Genomic DNA, 16,283 nt, shown 5'->3' with positions numbered 1-16,283 from the left:
CAAATAACGAGCAGAACAATATTTAAAGATTTAGCTTGCGGGACCATTCACCTTAAACATCAAGCAAACAGCCGATAGAAGTGATTGACTGTTTTGGATCCGAGATAATTAAATTCCGATGCGAAGTATTGCGGGGGAGACAGAAATTTGCATGAGGATTCCTCAAGACGAGCAGAATACATAACTCAGAGCTTCGGTTTTTTTGAAAAATGATGATTTTGAAAGCCAAGTAGAGATTTTTATTCAAATATTACTGTTATTTGGCTTTATTAAACTAAATTCGGTTTAAAATAGCCCATTGTAGGGATATATGAATTTTACAAGTTAAGTGCAAACTAATATCCTAATGTAGCTACCTTTGTGTTTTAAGGTATGAATGCAAATGTGGGTAATTCAATTCATCAATTTGTAGAATAAACGGGGTGCAAAGATGTTCTCATCATTAAAACGAATTTTGATCGGCAGGCCATTAAAATCCCATGAAGCCGGAGAGCAGAAGCTTAACAAGACCAAAGCGTTAGCTATTCTTTCTTCAGATGCCTTATCTTCTGTAGCATATGGTCCGGAGCAGATTTTGCTGGTATTAATGACTGTTGGTGTAGCAGCTTTCTGGTACTCGATACCGATTGCGATTGGGGTACTGGTTCTGCTAATTGCATTGATTCTTTCTTATCGACAAATTATTTATGCATACCCCCAGGGTGGGGGGGCCTATGTTGTTTCCAAGGAAAATTTGGGTAAGTATGCTGGCCTCGTAGCTGGAGGTTCACTACTCGTGGATTATATTCTTACAGTAGCTGTTAGTGTGTCAGCAGGTACAGATGCGATTACTTCCGCCTTTCCAAGTCTCCACTCTTATAATGTGCTTATTGCAATTGTATTTGTCGTGTTAATCACCTTATTAAATCTTAGAGGTGTCACTGAGTCTGCTTCGGTGCTTGCTTACCCAGTCTACTTGTTTGTCCTTGCGCTTTTTATTCTGATTGGAGTGGGCTTATACCGTATTATTACAGGTCAAGTTTCTCCTGAACTCCATACTTCGATAGGTACTCCTGTCGCCGGTATAAGCTTGTTCTTGTTGTTACGGGCTTTTTCCTCAGGGAGTTCTGCCTTGACAGGGGTAGAGGCCATTTCAAACGCTATTCCTAATTTCAAGAGCCCGGCACCGAACAATGCAGCCAAGACGCTTATGGCCATGGGTACGCTGTTGGCCTTGTTGTTCTCGGGAATTGTCGTGTTGGCCTATTACTACGGAGTCAGTCCGAAGATGGATGTTACGGTTGTATCCCAGATTGCCGAGGAAACCTTCGGACGCAACTTTATGTATTTCTTTATTCAGGGAACGACAGCTTTGATTCTCATCTTGGCTGCCAACACCGGTTATTCTGCTTTTCCTCTGCTGGCTGTCAACTTGGCGAAGGACAAGTATATCCCACGAATGTTTACGGTTAGAGGAGATCGGCTGGGTTATTCGAATGGAATCATCAGCTTGGGCGTTCTTTCGATTATACTCATCATCGTTTTTGAAGGAAAGACGGAGCAACTAATTCCACTTTACGCGGTGGGGGTATTTATCCCATTTACATTATCCCAGACCGGTATGTTGCTGAAGTGGATTCGACAAAAGCCTCAAGGTTGGGTTTTAAAATTTATAATAAACACAGTAGGTGCTTTAATCAGCTTTATTGTAGCGATGATGTTTTTCCTGACCAAATTCAATCAAGTGTGGTCAGTGCTAATTTTTCTGCCACTGATTATTCTGATCTTTTACCGTATTCGTAAGCATTATGATGCTGTCGCAGACCAGCTTCGTTTGACGTCTTGCGAGCCCGCAATCCCAATTGAGGGTAACGTAGTCATACTCCCGGTTGCTGGTATTACCCATGTGGTGGAGAATTCATTGAATTATGCCAAGTCCCTGTCTCCTCATCAAATTATAGCTGTATATGTTCCATTTGAACGGGAAGATGAGGCGAACTTTGAGAAGAAATGGAAAGCATGGCAACCAGATATCCGGCTAGTGACCCTTTATTCTCCTTATCGGAGTATTCTGCACCCTCTCACCAAATTCATTGATACGGTACAACGCAAGGCCAATGAATCTAATTATCAGGTGACGGTTATTATACCTCAATTTATTCCGAAAAAAGGATGGCAAAACATTCTACACAATCAGTCCAGCCTGTTAATCCGTGCTAACCTGCTCTACCGGAGAAATGTGATTATTACGACAGTCCCATACCATTTGAAAAAATAGGATGGCAGCATTTTGAAACAGAAAAGTATCAGATGTTGTTCTTATAAGTCATTGTAGAAGAAAGCGAACAAAATTGATCTGGGCATACCGCGGGACAAGAAACATTGCCCCAATGAAGTCGCTAAAATAGCGGCTTTTTTTATTTTATCGGTACACGTTCTTGCCACTTTTTTCTTCATTAGGCTAGCGGGAAGGATAGTTGAAAATGTACAATGCATGTCAGTCATAACGCTATTGACTTATCATCTACTACGTGTTACTTTATAGCAGTAGTAAGTAATAATGCATACCAGTCATACAGAATAGTAAAGGGTGATTGTGCTGGAAAATTTAACGGAAATGCTCAAAGGCGTGCTTGAGGGCTGTGTTCTTGAAATTATAAGCCGCCAAGAAACATACGGCTACGAAATCACGCGGCGACTGAATGCCCTTGGTTTCACAGATGTTGTCGAGGGAACGGTTTACACGATCCTGATCCGGCTTGAAAAAAACAAGTTGGTGGAAACCACCAAGAAGCCTTCCGAAATGGGACCGCCGCGAAAGTTTTTCGCCATCAATGAAGCAGGGCATGAGGAACTGCGGAAGTTCTGGGCAAAATGGGAATTCGTATCATCAAAAATGAACGAGTTAAAGGAGAAAAAACAATGAATTTTTGGGATAAAATCACCGGAAACGACATGACAAAAGAATTCAAAGCTTTTGAAGAGCGAGTCAAAAAACTGCCGGCGGATTATCAAGCCGCATGGAAAGAAATTAATGACCATCTTTGGCCACACTCCGATTTTACCGGACGCAACCTCATGCCAATTTTGGACGGTGTGCTTGGCCTGTTGGAAGAAACCGCAGCGGATGGGCAGCGGATCCAAGAGGTTTTAGGTGACGATATTAAAGGCTTCTGTTCTGCACTAGCTGGCGAAGAAGGAGCAAAATCTTATCGGGACAAATGGCGCAAGCAACTCAACAATAATGTTGTTAAAAAATTAGGTAAATAGGAGGAGAGTATATTGAAAATCCGAGATATTATCGAAGGAAAAAAAGAGTGGAGAGCGCATGTGGCGCGTGTCAAAGGACTCCCTCAAGATTATCAGATTGTTTATAAAGAGATTCAAAAATATCTCTTTAAAGTCGGCCCTGTTGAGCTGACTAACGGGACGGGGTTGCTCTCGGGAATTGTCGATCTTTTTGAAGAGGGCGCGGTCTTGGGGAAAAGCGTGCTCGAAGTTACGGGCAGTGATGTAGCGGCTTTTTGCGATGATCTAATTAAAGATTCCAAAACTTATGCGGACATTTATCAAGAATCTGTTGACCAAGAAGTTAGAAAGGCCATGAAAAAGGGTACGGATAAAACAAAGTAAAGGGAGGCCTTCGGGATGGAAAACACAATTGAAGTGAAGGGTCTGCGAAAGTCATTCAAGGACACAGAAGTCCTTAAGGGTGTCGATTTTGAAGTGAGGCAAGGTGAAATTTTCGCCCTGCTTGGCTCTAACGGCGCAGGCAAAACGACGATTATTAGAATCCTCACCACATTGCTTAAACCAGATGGAGGCACCGCCACCGTAAACGGATTTGACGTTGTGTCAAAACCCAAAAATGTGCGGCAAGTGATCAGTCTGACCGGGCAATTTGCCGCTGTAGACGAGATATTGACCGGACGGGAAAATCTGATCATGATTGCCAAGCTGCGGCATCTGGATCATCCGCATCAAGTTGTGGACGATTTGCTAAGACGTTTCGGCTTAACCGACGCCGCCAATCGTAAGCCATCTACGTATTCGGGTGGTATGCGCCGTAGGCTTGACATCGCCTTGAGCCTTGTGGGTAAACCGCAGATCATTTTCCTCGACGAGCCAACCACTGGGCTTGACCCGGAGGCACGTATCGAAGTATGGAAGATTGTAAAGGAACTGTCAGACAGCGGCACGACGGTATTTTTGACCACACAGTATTTAGAGGAAGCCGAGCAGCTTGCCGACCAAATATCTATTCTGCACGAGGGCAGGATTATCGCGGGCGGCACGCTTACGGAACTAAAAAAACTATTTCCATCCCCAAAGGTAGAGTATGTTGAAAAACAGCCAACTTTAGAGGAAATATTCCTCGCAATCATCGGTAAAAAGGAGGCCCTTTAATGGAGACAACAATAAAACATTTCTTCAGCGATATGAGCGTTATGCTTGGTCGTTCCATGCGCCATATTTTCCGCAGTATGGATACCATCCTCACGGTCTGTATCACTCCGATTGCAATGATGCTGCTGTTCGTCTATGTGCTTGGTGGCGCAATCGAAACCGGTACGGAAAACTATGTGAACTACCTGTTGCCTGGCATACTGCTCATGGCTATTGCGAGCGGGGTGGCTTACGTTGCTTATCGTCTGTTTATGGATAAGCAACGGGGCATCATCGAGCGGTTCCACTCCATGCCGATTGCGCGTTCCACTGTGCTGTGGGGGCATGTGCTAACCTCGGTAGTATCCAACGTTATTTCTATTGTGGTCATCATTCTCGTAGCGCTCATTATGGGATTTCGCTCCTCGGCGGGGGTGCTATCTTGGTTTGCCGTAGCAGGTATACTCGTGCTGTTTACGCTGGCTCTGACTTGGATCGCAGCCATTGCGGGACTGTCCGCAAAAACGATAGAAGGTGCAAGCGCTTTTTCCTATCCTCTAATCTTCCTGCCGTTCATCAGCTCGGCGTTTGTCCCGACCGAGTCGATGCCGAAAGTTGTTCGGATCTTTGCTGAAAATCAGCCGGTGACCTCGATTGTTGAAGTTATTCGCGCCCTGTTGTCAGAACAGCCAGTGGGGAATGACATATGGACCGCTCTATCGTGGTGCGTCGGGATTATATTCGTGGCTTATATCTTTGCGGTGCGTGCATACAAAGGCAATGCAGCTTAATGGTTGTATGCATTATAATCATAGATAGGGCCCAACAGAATAACGATAAAAGACACCATCCACATTATAAACGCGATAAACGACAGCTTTACCAGTTCTGCTCGTTTGGATCAAGGACGTCTCAGTGAAGGAATGTTCTATTACACCTTTTAAATAGAAGTAAGTGGCTTGAAAGATAATAAAGAGCAAATTGCCTCGGGTAGTTTGTTCTTTTTTTATTGAAGCTGGTGTCAAATCGTGGATGCCGTTTTGTGTTTCTTCTATATAACTTCGTGTTCCGAGCCAAGGACAAGAACTTGTACCGAGATCAGGAGTTTTCTTTCTTTGATTTAGTAGCAAGATAGAAGACAATTCCAAAAAGAACCCCAAAACTAATGCCCAATGGAATACTATCAAGCGCCATGAAAAAAATAACGCCAAAGACCGATCCTAAAGTTACACCCGTTGTGAGAGATTTCTTATTCATAGTTAGTACCTCCAAATTACTTTTTATATACTACGAATTCGAATTAAATCTGTTTCATTAAATAGTCATGGAGAGCCAACGAGGTGTAATGAAATGGAATTGAAAGATATTTTAGCGATTAAAAAGGCAACAGATAGTCTTGACTGTACGGAAACGCACAAGTTGATAACGTTACGGGAGAATGACACTATTGGTCCAATCACCGGTCTGGACTCGTTGGAAGGTCGTATGGCACGCAGCAATTGGTTCCGTAACAATATTGCGGAAGCATTCGACGCTTACACCGAGTTCGAAGAAGAATACAATGAGCTCTTAGATAAGATAGAGCAAATTCCGGAACAGGCCGAAATCATGGTTTGGGCCAGCGGCTACTAAATTAGTAACACGACAATTGTCGAAGAACTAGAACATGTTCCCATTGAAAGTCGCTATATTAGCGGCTTTTTTGTTTATCGATACAAGTTTCGTGTCCCGAGCCAAGGAGAAGAACTTGTACAGATTACCGAAATTGACAAAAATGTAGTCCGATAAATGTTTTACAAATTCGGTGATTTACCAAATCATTCTTCTTACATTCAACTTGTATCCTACTTGTGTACCAGAGAATCCGGTATGGAAGCAACCAAATTTCAGGAGGGTATACATTGTGAAAAATAGTAAACGTAAAGGTTATCAAAGCTTGATCCTCTCGCTTGTATTTATGCTTGTCATCCTGTCTGGATGCGGGGCATCAGCAAGTTCAAGCTCCAGTGAAGGCGGAATGCCAGAAGTAATCCGAATCGGTATTATGCCAAGCGAAGAGGGCGAGATGAACCGTTCTCAGGAACAGCTTGCAACAGACATTACTGAAGCAACCGGCATTCCTGCGGAAATTTTTGTAGCTGAAGATTATAACATGGTTATCGAAGCCCTGCGTGCAGGCAAAATTGAAGTTGGACTGATCGGGCCGTTTGGTTACATCATCGCTACGGAAAGAGCCAATGCCAAACTGCTTGTCCGTTCCGAAAGTGATCAACAATCGAATACAGTCATCCTTGTTCGTAAGGACTCTCCATATCAAAGTGTACAGGACCTAAAAGGAAAAGATTTTTTGTTTGCCGATCCGGCATCAACATCAGGCAATCTGTACCCACGTGCCACATTAATGAAAGAGCTAGGTCTTTCCAATAAGGAACTGGATTCCTTTTTCGGCAGTGTAGCGTTCTCCGGTGGACATGACAAATCACTGCTTGCACTGGCAAACGGTAATGCAGATGGGATTGGGACGTCAAGTCTCATGGTGCCGATGATGGCAGAATCAGGACTTATTAAAGAGGAAGATTTCCGCGTGATTGCCGAATCCGATCCGATCGTCGGTGGGGCTCCACTGCTTTATCGTCAAGACTTGCCAGAGGAATTGGTTACACAGCTGCGTGATCTTATGCTCGATTACGATACGAAAAACCCCAAATTCCTGGAAAGTGTCGGCGCAGCCCGTTTTGTAGAAGGCAGTGACAGTGACTTTGATCCAATCCGGGAAGTCGCCAAAGCACTAGATATGTCCCCTGAAGAACTGCTGAAGAAGTAGGATTCAAACTCGAGAGGAGGAGGAATTAAAATGACACTTTTACAGGTGGAAGGGTTGTCCAAGGTATATTCCGACGGAACAAAAGCTCTTGATAACTTGAACTTAACGATTAATGCTGGAGAGTTCGTTGTCGTCATTGGACCGAGCGGAGCCGGGAAGAGCACCTTGCTACGCAGCCTGAACCGAATGATCGAGCCGACAAACGGAAAGATTCAATTTAAAGGCAGTGAAACTATGGGCATCAAGGGTAAAAAGCTCCGTGAACTCCGCCGCCATATGGGCATGATCTTTCAGGGTTATAACCTGGTCACCCGCGTGTCCGTTCTTAATAACGTGCTGCATGGACGATTAGGCTACATGAATCCGCTGAAAGGGGCACTGGGTCTTTACTCAAAAGCAGATACAGAAGCCGCCAAGTTTATGCTTCACCGTGTTGGTTTACATGAACAGATGTATAAGAGGGCAGATGAACTCAGTGGAGGTCAGCAGCAGAGAGTGGGTATTGCACGTGCACTTTCTCAAAAGCCGGACTTGATATTGGCAGATGAACCCATAGCCAGTCTCGACCCTGCTTCCTCAGAGACGATTATGCATTACTTGTATACGATCTGCAAAGAGGAAGGCATTGCCTGCCTGTGCAATCTGCATCAGGTAGATATCGCGAAGAAATACGCAACCCGTATCATCGGTATCCATAAAGGGTCCAAGGTATTTGACGGGACACCTGATGAACTGACGGAAGATATGATCCGGCTCATATACAACCAGACCAATCCCAAAGTGAAGGAGACAGCCTGACATGAATGCGGCTCAGTTACAATCTGCCCGAAAAATGAAACGTACACAGACGATATTGTTTTTTATCGTGCTGTTGGCTCTCATCATCTGGTCCTCCATCGGCGCAGAGTTTTCATTTGGAGCTTTGTTCGCAGGGGTAGGAGAGAGCTTCCGATTTATCTTTTTTGATTTTCTTCCACCTGATTTATCTTCACTTTCCCAGCTCATTGAACCTGCCATGCAGACCCTTTATATGAGTGTGGTGGCGATGGTCATCGGGTCTGTTGTAGCAGGGATGTTATCCTTTTTAGCCGCGGCCACGACAAGCCCTCACCCTTACCTTCAGGTATTTGTTCGTGCGGCTACATCGCTGTTTCGTAACATTCCGGTAATTATCTGGACGATTCTGCTTGTTGCAGCGTTTGGACTGGGGGCTGTAGTCGGTACGATGTCGCTGATCCTGATCTCCATTGGTATGTTGACTCGTTCCTTTGCCGAGGTACTTGAAGAAATTGACATGGGACAGGTAGAAGCGGTTCGAGCTGCTGGCGGGAGTTATTTACAAGTGTTGTCCCAAGCCGTGTTTCCACAATTCTTACCCGGGTTTATCGGTTGGAGCTTGTACAACTTCGAAATCAACGTACGCGCTTCTACAATTGTAGGTATGGTTGGAGGCGGTGGTCTCGGATTTATTTTGCAATCCAAATTGAAGTTGTTTCAGTATCAGGAAGCCAGCATGGCCGTGCTGCTTGTGCTTGTTATCGTTCTTGTTGTGGAAATGATCACCAATCGCGTAAGGGAGCGAATCATATGAGTATGCGAATGAACGAAGCGAAGCCATCTTTTACGCTGTATACTTCCATACCAGAGCCACCCAAGCCGAAAAGAAACAAGCTGTTCGTGATCGGTCTGCCGCTTATTGCTGTGCTTTTTGTATTCAGTCTCGTTCAGCTGCAGTTCGACTATTCTAAGATGGCCCAAGGCTTTACGAAACTCGGCGGTTACATGGGAACCATGTTTCCACCTGATTTCTCGGCCTGGCGCCATGTCCTGCTCGCTGCTGTAGAATCATTGCAAGTTGCCATTCTTGGATCAGTGCTGGGGATTGTCGTGGCGTTCTTTCTCTCCTTTTTGGCTGCTAGCAATTTGACACCTCATCCGTTCGTTGCCTGGATCATTCGAAGCGCGGCTTCCTTGCTTCGTGCGATTCCTACGATCGTGTGGGCCCTGATTTTTATCGTATCCGTTGGTCTTGGACCGCTTCCCGGCGTGCTTGCGATTGCCGTCTCTGCGGCAGGCATGCTTGTCAAAGTATTTGCCCAGTCACTGGAGGAAATCGACAAGGGGGTACTCGAAGCGATGCAGTCTACGGGTGCCAGCTGGCTGCAGATTGTCATGCAAGGTATTTTGCCTACCGTGAAGACAGCCTTTATTGCCTGGTGCGTGCTGCAGCTGGAAGGCGGTATTGCCGAATCCACTATACTCGGTGCGGTTGGCGCGGGAGGTATTGGATATGAGATGACTCATGCCATGAAATCCTATAACTTTGCGGCTGCTTTGTTTGTCGGATTGGTCGTTTTCGTCATGGTATTCAGCGTGGAATTTGTGGCAAACCGATACAAAATGAAACTAAAAACACGTCAAAACTAATTCATTCATATTCATAACGATGAATATCACTTTGAGGAGGAATATCAATGTCAACATCTAATTCACTTTTGAAACAAGGCCCTCAGGTACAGGCTAGGTATAGCGATAATAACGGGATTACGTTAGCCTGGAATATGGAAGAGAACATGGAGGCGGAGGCAGTTTACCATTCTGTTCTACCGGAATTGAGTGAATCCAACAGCACACTGCTTGATATACAAATTGACCCGGCAGGAGCAGTATTTACGAGAACGGTGTCTCCAGGCCGAAACTATTATCATGTGAAGTTCACGAATGGGTCGATATCAACCATTAACGATCGCATGATTTACACCGATGGAGTAATTAATTTCCGTGATATGGGCGGTTATCTCACAGAAGATGGTCGTACGACTCGATGGGGAATGCTGCTGCGGTCTGCTGATCTGCATGAGCTTAGTGAGCAGGACCTGCATACGGCCACTGCGCTCGGTATTGACTGGATTTGTGATCTGCGCAGTGATTTTGAAGTAGCTAGCCGTCCAAGCCCAGCCATTGGCCATGCGATCAACACGAATATTCCCTTTATGGCGGAAGCAAGTCCTGAGGAAATGCAGAAGATCGGACATGATCTGCATGCAGGCTACAAAGCGATGATCTTAAATACGGACAAATGTGCACTTATCCTAAATGAACTATTAAAAGAAGAGCGGGATACCTCCTTGTTCCACTGTGCAGCCGGCAAAGACCGGACCGGAGTCGTATGTGCAGTGATCCTTCTCACCTTGGGTGTGCCGCGAGATGTAGTTATTGAAGACTATGAACTGACGAATCTCGCGGTGGACGGACTCATGCAGCGCTTCCTCTCCGGAAGCAACAAGGATTATCAAAAATACATGGATCAAATGCCTGAATTTAAGGGAGTGATTCCGGAAATGATGAAAGCGGCCTTTATCCAAGCGGCACTTGAAGCAATCGACGAGAACTACGGTTCTTTTGATCAGTATCTTAAAGAGGGACTAGGCATTAGTACCGAGCAAAGGACAGCTCTTCAAAACAAATATCTGGTTTAAAAAAATGGAGTCCAGAAACTGGGATACAGTGTCGGGCTCCTTCTTGTCTCAGTCTGGTTGCGTAACTTCTCCTAAGACTGGTAATATAGGATGAAATGTGTAGATCGCATTAAAATTCAAATGAAGTCCTCATCAATGAGAGAAAGGGATTATGATATGAACAAAATATCGCTTGTCGATACAGCATACATGATGCTTCGTGAGCGAATGGTTTGCGGTGAATTAATGCCCGAAACTCTGCTTTCAGAGAACGAATTGGCGGAGGAGTATCAAATGAGCCGTACACCAATCCGTCATGCCATTGCTCGCCTTGAATCAGAAGGTTATGTGACTTCTCTCAAAAATCGTGGCGTATTGGTCAAGGATGTAGGCGGTAAGGAATTTCTTGATCTGATTGAACAGATTCAATCCATGCTTTTTTACTCTTTCGAAATGATGAAAAACCCGAACCGAGAGATCTACTTAAATCTTGAATCACTTGCAGCTCATGTTGAGGTACAGCGGACCGCCGAGAAACGGAATGACTATGCCTTATACACCGAACATCATTTTCTTTTCATGCGCGAGATCGTTGAATCCTTGAACAATGGCGTAATGCTGAACACATTTGACTCCTTTCGAGATAAACTTTACATGTACTCCATCGTCCGCTTCAAGCGAACTCCGCATATCAAGCACTACAGTGCAATCGGAATTAATCGGGACACGCTGCACGCATTATCCAGTAATGATTATAAGGCAGCTCAAGAGGTTGTGTTATCTCTCATTCCTATAACCAGAGAACGCATGCTTGTTACAGGGCAATTTTAATTTTGAAGTTAGTGGGTGGATTGCTAACGTCAATTCTGCTGAACTAAAAAGCGGCTGCCTTAACGGGCAGCTTATTTTGTAAGGGCGGACGGTATGGACGCCAATCTTTTTAAAAGCGTCACACGATTACCCATTATTGTACATATAACAGCCAAAGTCTTTCCTTAATGGATCGGCTTTTTTTCATTGGAGGAATTGAAGTGATCAGCAGCAGAAGACGTGCAATTGGATAATTTTAGTAATACTAAATGAAAACAAAATTTGCTAAAATATTGTATAGTTATTCTACAAATTTAGCCATTTTAGCGGAGGATTGATCGGGAAGTATGAAAGAGTTTTTGAGCGAGCAGTCCATTGAGGCATTTAGATCAATCATAAATCACAATCCAGATGCCACTTTTATCGTTTCGAACGAAGGAACGATCGTAGAAGTAAATGAAGGGGTTACAGAGTGTTTAGGATTTCAAAAGAAAGAAATCATGGGTTCCTCCTACAAAGATCTCTTTTGTCAACATCAGCTTGATTTGATCAGCCAATATTTTTCGGAAGTCTTAAAGGGTGCATCCTGTCAATATGTTGCCGAAGCCCATCATAAAAATGGAGAAATTGTTTATTTGCAAATTAAGCAAGTTCCTTTGTTTTTTGAAGGTAAGGTAAATGGTATCTTTGGAGTTGCTAAAAACATTACTGAGTACAGGCAGCTGCTTAAGGCTTTGAAAGAAAGCGAAGAGCGCTATCGACTCTTAGCCGATAACTCCCTCGATCTGATCCAGTTGATCAACCTGGATGGCATTGTGGAGTATGCCTCTCCTTCTCATAAAATGGTGCTTGGCTTCGATCCAAAAGAATATATAGGTAAATGGGTATTCTACCAACCAAATGGAGATGTGGACGATAAGTTTCGTACAGTATTTATGAGTATGTTGCTTTTGAGAAAGCCTTTTACCTATGAAATAAAGCGGCAGCATGAACAGGGCTATCCTGTATGGCTGGAGATGAAAGGAACACCATTGTTCGACGAGGATGGTGATTTTAAAAACATGATGCTCGTGGGAAGAGAAATTACAGAGCGGAAAAAGTACCAAGTTCAACTGGAACAATTAAGTTATCATGATGCACTTACCGGTGCCCCTAACCGGAGATATCTTAATAAAATGCTCAGCGATGCTTTAAGTGCAGCAACGACAAGCGTTGGCCAGCTAGCCGTCATGTTTGCGGATCTAGACAATTTTAAACAGATCAATGATACATTAGGTCATGATGCGGGGGATGAATTGCTACGGCAATTTGTAAAGCGAGCAGGAGCTTGTCTTCAAGAACACGATGTCCTGGCCAGAATGGGTGGTGACGAATTCGTCTTTGTACTTCCTCATGTCAAATCCTCCTCAGAACTCAGCCTTTTGGCGGAAAACATCTTAGAAACATTGCAGCTCCCTTGGATACTCGGCGGGAAGGAGCTCTATACAACTTCAAGCATCGGTATTGCCTTTTATGAAGAAGACGATTCAGTAAAAGAACTGCTTCAGAAAGCAGATGCAGCACTTTATCTTGCCAAAGCGGAAGGCAAAAATACATATCGCTTCTACTCATTCCGTGACTTATCAATGCGCTGAAACTGAAAAAAATGATATACCTGCTACAACAGCGCTGATTCAATCAAAAGTGAAGGCGCTGTTTGTTGTATTCTACAAATTCTAAGCATAGATTAATTCCAGAAGATATTCGTAGTGAGTTATTTAGAGAAATTAGAGAAGTGATTCAAAGACACGGCGGAAAGCTTGTAAAACCACAAGCAGTTGTTTTATTTCTGGCAAATAAGAAAACGCTCTGATGGACGGATTTAACCAACGGGAACGTTAGTTCAACAATACCAAAGAAAGTAGCTGACGTGATCGGATACTTCACTTGAAGCTAATGGGCAGATTAGTGTAACCAATAGGACCTGGTGAGCGTCTTAAATTAGGGGGAATTTGTAATATCGTAATCTGAAAATATAGGAAAGGTGGAGTATAACATAAAAAAAGATATTTTCTCGAAAGCTATATTAATTGGAATTTTAGGATGCTTAATCGTAATAGCTTTTAAACTGAACAATAAAGAATATATTCAACTTGCCACACCTAACTTGGATGTTATTAACCAAGGTGGGAGAGTTGTCCAAATTGCCCCAAATAGAATTGGAGTTATTGATACAGGACATGGGAGTGGTTGGGAACAACTTGTAGTTTTTGAATATAATCCGGAGACGAGAGAATTTGAAGTAGTCAGTTCCTTGACTTATGAGGACTATTTTAATCACCCAAAAAAATACGGAATTCCTGTAAGAACTGATAATAATGGTAATTAATCAAGCGGAATACAAGAGCTAAAAATGAATGTCAAGAGGGCAGCCGACCAACTTGATCGGCTGCTTTTGTTCATCTAACGGGCAGGTTAGCGTAGCGAATAATACTTGTTAGACGGCGATTGAGTAGCATAATTAATCCATTGTGAAGTCGACCATTTCGTTGATCGACTTCTTTTTTTCTATTGCGCCGTCAGAATTTGTGGACCTTCAGCTGTGATGGCGATCGTATGCTCGTATTGAGCGGCGAGCTTGTTGTCCATCGTCCGTGAGGTCCAGTCGTCAGAATTAAGTGTTATGAAGTAGGTGCCTTCGGTGATCATGGGCTCAATCGTGAACACCATACCCTCCTCCCTTGTGGCTCCTTGATCGGTGCGAGACGATGTAAAGACAGAAGATTATGAACATCCAGATAAAATTAACGCAACGTCAGTGGTAAAATTTTGTCAAAAATTACATTAAAAGAAGGGGTTTCTATCTTATAAATAGAAGTATTATCTTCGTAGGTACAAATTTACTATTGGAGGGATTATCAAATGAAAAAAAGGCTACTGGGTCTATTTGTAATGGCCACAATACTGTTCTTCGCGTATTTGCCCACGAGTTACGCAGCCGATATTGTAATGGGTGGTTGGGATACGGATGGCGACGGAGCTATTGAAACCGTCTACAATAGCGGCTCCAATATCACAATTAAAGAATCCGACGGCAGCTCCCGTACATACCCCCTTGCAAGCAACTGGTTTATAATGGGGGCAGCGGATACGGATGGATCTCCAGGGATTGATCTTATCTTTAATGTAAGCGGTACCGTAAAAATTGTACACGATGCGTCACAGACAACGAGCAGCTACCCTATGGACAGCAATTGGTGGCTCTTAAAAGGAGGCATTGCAGATACAGACGGCGTTGCCGGAGCAGAGTTAGTGTTTAACGTTAACGGAAATCTTAGGTTCCTGCATGATAAAACAGGAACCATGAAAGATTATGACATAGGCGGCAATTGGATTCTCATATCAGGGGGCATTTCCGATTTGGACGGTGTACCCGGTGCCGAAATCGCATTGAATATGGGAGTCGTTGGCGGTATTAAAATTTTCCACGAAACCACAGGCACTTGGGACACTTACGACATGCCTGCCAATTGGACGCTTGCGGGTATTTATAACCAGGATAACGTTGCAGGAAATGAAATTATCTATTCGACATACTCAGGTACCTTTGTTATCAATGACCGATTGAAAACAAATTACGGCATATAAAGTCCGGTTCTTTTTCTCGTTAATTCATTAAGCTAACAGTAAGGTTAATATAATGAGTTCAGATGTAATACAAAAGGAAGAGACTCTAAGTAATCTCCTGAAATGATAAATCCTATCGTCAGAAATGCGCCCGCACATTATAGGTACGGGCGCATTTCTCTTTTTAAAACAAAATAACAATTAGGGGAATGATCTCTGTAAAACTAGAAGAAGGAGCAGAGTTACTTGAAGCCATTTCAAATCCGAAATTACTATCTTTGAAGATTGCAGCATATTTGGAACCGAGCCTGCAAGTATCGCTGGTGAAGTTGCATTTGCATTGAACAACCATCAGATAGTGATTAATGAGATGATTGTCTTTTAAGCATTCAAAAACTATCACATAGAAATCTTCACTTCTTGTTCCATTACGTTAATGATAGCTCAATATAAAACTGCAGCCGATAAATTGCTCCGCTGCAGTTTCTTTACGCTGACCGTAATATATTTTCAAGCCATAAAAGAATAGTGGTCTAGTTAGTCTGTGTGTGCAACGGCACTGATTTCAATCAGCTGCTCAGGTGACGCCAAGTATGTCACACCGATGCAGCTGCCCGCAGGCCGGTGTTGTCCCATGTATTCCTTGAAGAGGTGGATGCATGACTCGATATGCTCTTGTGCGTTTGTCAGATAAATCTCCACATATGCGAGGTTCGACTTTGTAACACCAAATTCTGCCAGTACGCGATCGAGATTCGCAAGCGTCTGCAGGGTTTGTGCCTCGATATCGCCCTCGCCAACGAATGCGCCCTCCGTATCGTGGGAAAATTGTCCCGAAATATAAATGGTGCCGTTGACGCTATAGCCTTGACTGATGCCATGATCCCAAAGATCGTGATTGTAGGTTTTGATTTTAGTCATTGTTTTTGTCTCCTTTTCTTTAAATTAAGGTTAGTATAAATTAAATACTTTTTTAAATATAGTACGCACTTTATTGATAGTTACTATCAGGAAGGATAGTGTATATATATATCAGTATGCTTAATATGAAGGCGAAAAAAGGGCATCAAACCTAAAAAAATTATTAAGAACAAGACGAACTCGATGTTCACAAATGCAATTTAATCCGTTGGTTATTTGACCATGAAGTGGCTGAAGCTGCAGTTTTTTATGAACACATTTCACAAAGAAGCAAGCTAAGTTAACGATAACACGACCTG

At 43.5% G+C, this 16,283-nt stretch carries 18 protein-coding genes and 1 pseudogene; 16 read left to right on the top strand and 3 right to left on the bottom strand.

The genetic code is table 11. From position 1 onward, the window contains the following. The first annotated feature begins 430 nt into the window (after positions 1 to 430). The 6 genes from FS628_RS23255 to FS628_RS23230 all read left to right on the top strand — a co-directional run bounded on the left by FS628_RS23255 (position 431) and on the right by FS628_RS23230 (position 5,156). Positions 431 to 2,257 (top strand): APC family permease, encoded by a 1,827-nt coding sequence (locus tag FS628_RS23255; RefSeq protein WP_145325358.1) that lies wholly within the window; start codon positions 431 to 433, stop codon positions 2,255 to 2,257. A 339-nt stretch (positions 2,258 to 2,596) separates the two neighbouring features. Continuing rightward, positions 2,597 to 2,905: a PadR family transcriptional regulator gene (locus FS628_RS23250; protein WP_272907538.1), complete on the top strand. Its 309-nt coding sequence runs from the start codon at positions 2,597 to 2,599 to the stop codon at positions 2,903 to 2,905. After that, the gene (locus FS628_RS23245) at positions 2,902 to 3,249 is read left to right on the top strand and encodes a DUF1048 domain-containing protein (protein ID WP_145325357.1); all 348 of its coding nucleotides are present in this window, start codon (positions 2,902 to 2,904) and stop codon (positions 3,247 to 3,249) included. Before FS628_RS23250 ends, FS628_RS23245 begins: the two co-directional genes overlap by 4 nt. A 12-nt stretch (positions 3,250 to 3,261) precedes the next feature. Then, the gene (locus FS628_RS23240; RefSeq protein WP_145325356.1) at positions 3,262 to 3,612 is read left to right on the top strand and encodes a DUF1048 domain-containing protein; all 351 of its coding nucleotides are present in this window, start codon (positions 3,262 to 3,264) and stop codon (positions 3,610 to 3,612) included. Between the two features lie 15 nt (positions 3,613 to 3,627). Then, a complete protein-coding gene (locus FS628_RS23235; RefSeq protein ID WP_145325355.1) occupies positions 3,628 to 4,386 on the top strand; it encodes an ABC transporter ATP-binding protein in 759 nt (252 codons plus the stop codon). After that, entirely contained in the window at positions 4,386 to 5,156 is a 771-nt protein-coding gene (locus FS628_RS23230; RefSeq protein WP_145325354.1) for an ABC transporter permease, read from the top strand. The genes FS628_RS23235 and FS628_RS23230 overlap by 1 nt, the downstream gene beginning before the upstream one ends. A 307-nt stretch (positions 5,157 to 5,463) precedes the next feature. Here the strand turns inward: FS628_RS23230 and FS628_RS31495 are convergent, their stop codons facing one another. Beyond that, entirely contained in the window at positions 5,464 to 5,622 is a 159-nt protein-coding gene (locus tag FS628_RS31495; protein WP_186327935.1) for a hypothetical protein, read from the bottom strand. 93 nt (positions 5,623 to 5,715) lie between these two features. Here FS628_RS31495 and FS628_RS23225 point away from each other — a divergent pair, with 93 nt between their 5' ends. The 9 genes from FS628_RS23225 to FS628_RS23185 all read left to right on the top strand — a co-directional run bounded on the left by FS628_RS23225 (position 5,716) and on the right by FS628_RS23185 (position 13,825). Then, the gene (locus tag FS628_RS23225) at positions 5,716 to 5,997 is read left to right on the top strand and encodes a DUF1835 domain-containing protein (protein ID WP_145325353.1); all 282 of its coding nucleotides are present in this window, start codon (positions 5,716 to 5,718) and stop codon (positions 5,995 to 5,997) included. Positions 5,998 to 6,268: 271 nt separating this feature from the next. Then, on the top strand, positions 6,269 to 7,189 hold the full coding sequence (locus tag FS628_RS23220) for a phosphate/phosphite/phosphonate ABC transporter substrate-binding protein (RefSeq protein ID WP_260871155.1): 921 nt from the start codon (positions 6,269 to 6,271) through the stop codon (positions 7,187 to 7,189). Between the two features lie 30 nt (positions 7,190 to 7,219). Further along, positions 7,220 to 7,987 (top strand): phosphonate ABC transporter ATP-binding protein, encoded by a 768-nt coding sequence (gene phnC, locus FS628_RS23215; protein WP_145325352.1) that lies wholly within the window; start codon positions 7,220 to 7,222, stop codon positions 7,985 to 7,987. Position 7,988: 1 nt separating this feature from the next. Beyond that, complete coding sequence (gene phnE, locus FS628_RS23210; protein WP_076216831.1) at positions 7,989 to 8,780, top strand: phosphonate ABC transporter, permease protein PhnE; 792 nt, start codon at positions 7,989 to 7,991, stop codon at positions 8,778 to 8,780. After that, a complete protein-coding gene (phnE, locus tag FS628_RS23205; RefSeq protein WP_145325351.1) occupies positions 8,777 to 9,616 on the top strand; it encodes a phosphonate ABC transporter, permease protein PhnE in 840 nt (279 codons plus the stop codon). The genes phnE (FS628_RS23210) and phnE (FS628_RS23205) overlap by 4 nt, the downstream gene beginning before the upstream one ends. Positions 9,617 to 9,663: 47 nt before the next feature. Continuing rightward, entirely contained in the window at positions 9,664 to 10,668 is a 1,005-nt protein-coding gene (locus FS628_RS23200; protein ID WP_145325350.1) for a tyrosine-protein phosphatase, read from the top strand. Positions 10,669 to 10,824: 156 nt separating this feature from the next. After that, on the top strand, positions 10,825 to 11,478 hold the full coding sequence (locus FS628_RS23195; RefSeq protein WP_047844352.1) for a GntR family transcriptional regulator: 654 nt from the start codon (positions 10,825 to 10,827) through the stop codon (positions 11,476 to 11,478). Between the two features lie 326 nt (positions 11,479 to 11,804). Then, positions 11,805 to 13,091, top strand: a complete 1,287-nt coding sequence (locus tag FS628_RS23190; RefSeq protein WP_145325349.1) for a diguanylate cyclase domain-containing protein — start codon at positions 11,805 to 11,807, stop codon at positions 13,089 to 13,091. Positions 13,092 to 13,480: 389 nt separating this feature from the next. Continuing rightward, positions 13,481 to 13,825 (top strand): hypothetical protein, encoded by a 345-nt coding sequence (locus tag FS628_RS23185; RefSeq protein ID WP_145325348.1) that lies wholly within the window; start codon positions 13,481 to 13,483, stop codon positions 13,823 to 13,825. 179 nt (positions 13,826 to 14,004) lie between these two features. Here the strand turns inward: FS628_RS23185 and FS628_RS23180 are convergent. Continuing rightward, a pseudogene (locus FS628_RS23180) lies at positions 14,005 to 14,190 on the bottom strand (M24 family metallopeptidase); the annotation flags it as partial. A gap of 168 nt (positions 14,191 to 14,358) precedes the next feature. On the opposite strand from FS628_RS23180, the gene FS628_RS23175 reads away from it, so the two are divergent. Beyond that, positions 14,359 to 15,084: a hypothetical protein gene (locus tag FS628_RS23175; RefSeq protein ID WP_145325347.1), complete on the top strand. Its 726-nt coding sequence runs from the start codon at positions 14,359 to 14,361 to the stop codon at positions 15,082 to 15,084. Between the two features lie 516 nt (positions 15,085 to 15,600). Here the strand turns inward: FS628_RS23175 and FS628_RS23170 are convergent. Continuing rightward, positions 15,601 to 15,984 carry a RidA family protein gene (locus tag FS628_RS23170; protein ID WP_145325346.1) on the bottom strand — a complete coding sequence of 128 codons (384 nt, stop codon included), beginning with the start codon at positions 15,982 to 15,984 and terminating at the stop codon, positions 15,601 to 15,603. Between the last annotated feature and the right edge of the window lie 299 nt (positions 15,985 to 16,283).

The sequence above is a fragment of the Paenibacillus xylanexedens genome (assembly GCF_007676705.1).
In the GTDB taxonomy this organism is placed as follows: domain Bacteria; phylum Bacillota; class Bacilli; order Paenibacillales; family Paenibacillaceae; genus Paenibacillus; species Paenibacillus xylanexedens_C.
This window is presented reverse-complemented; position numbering and strand designations above follow the sequence as displayed.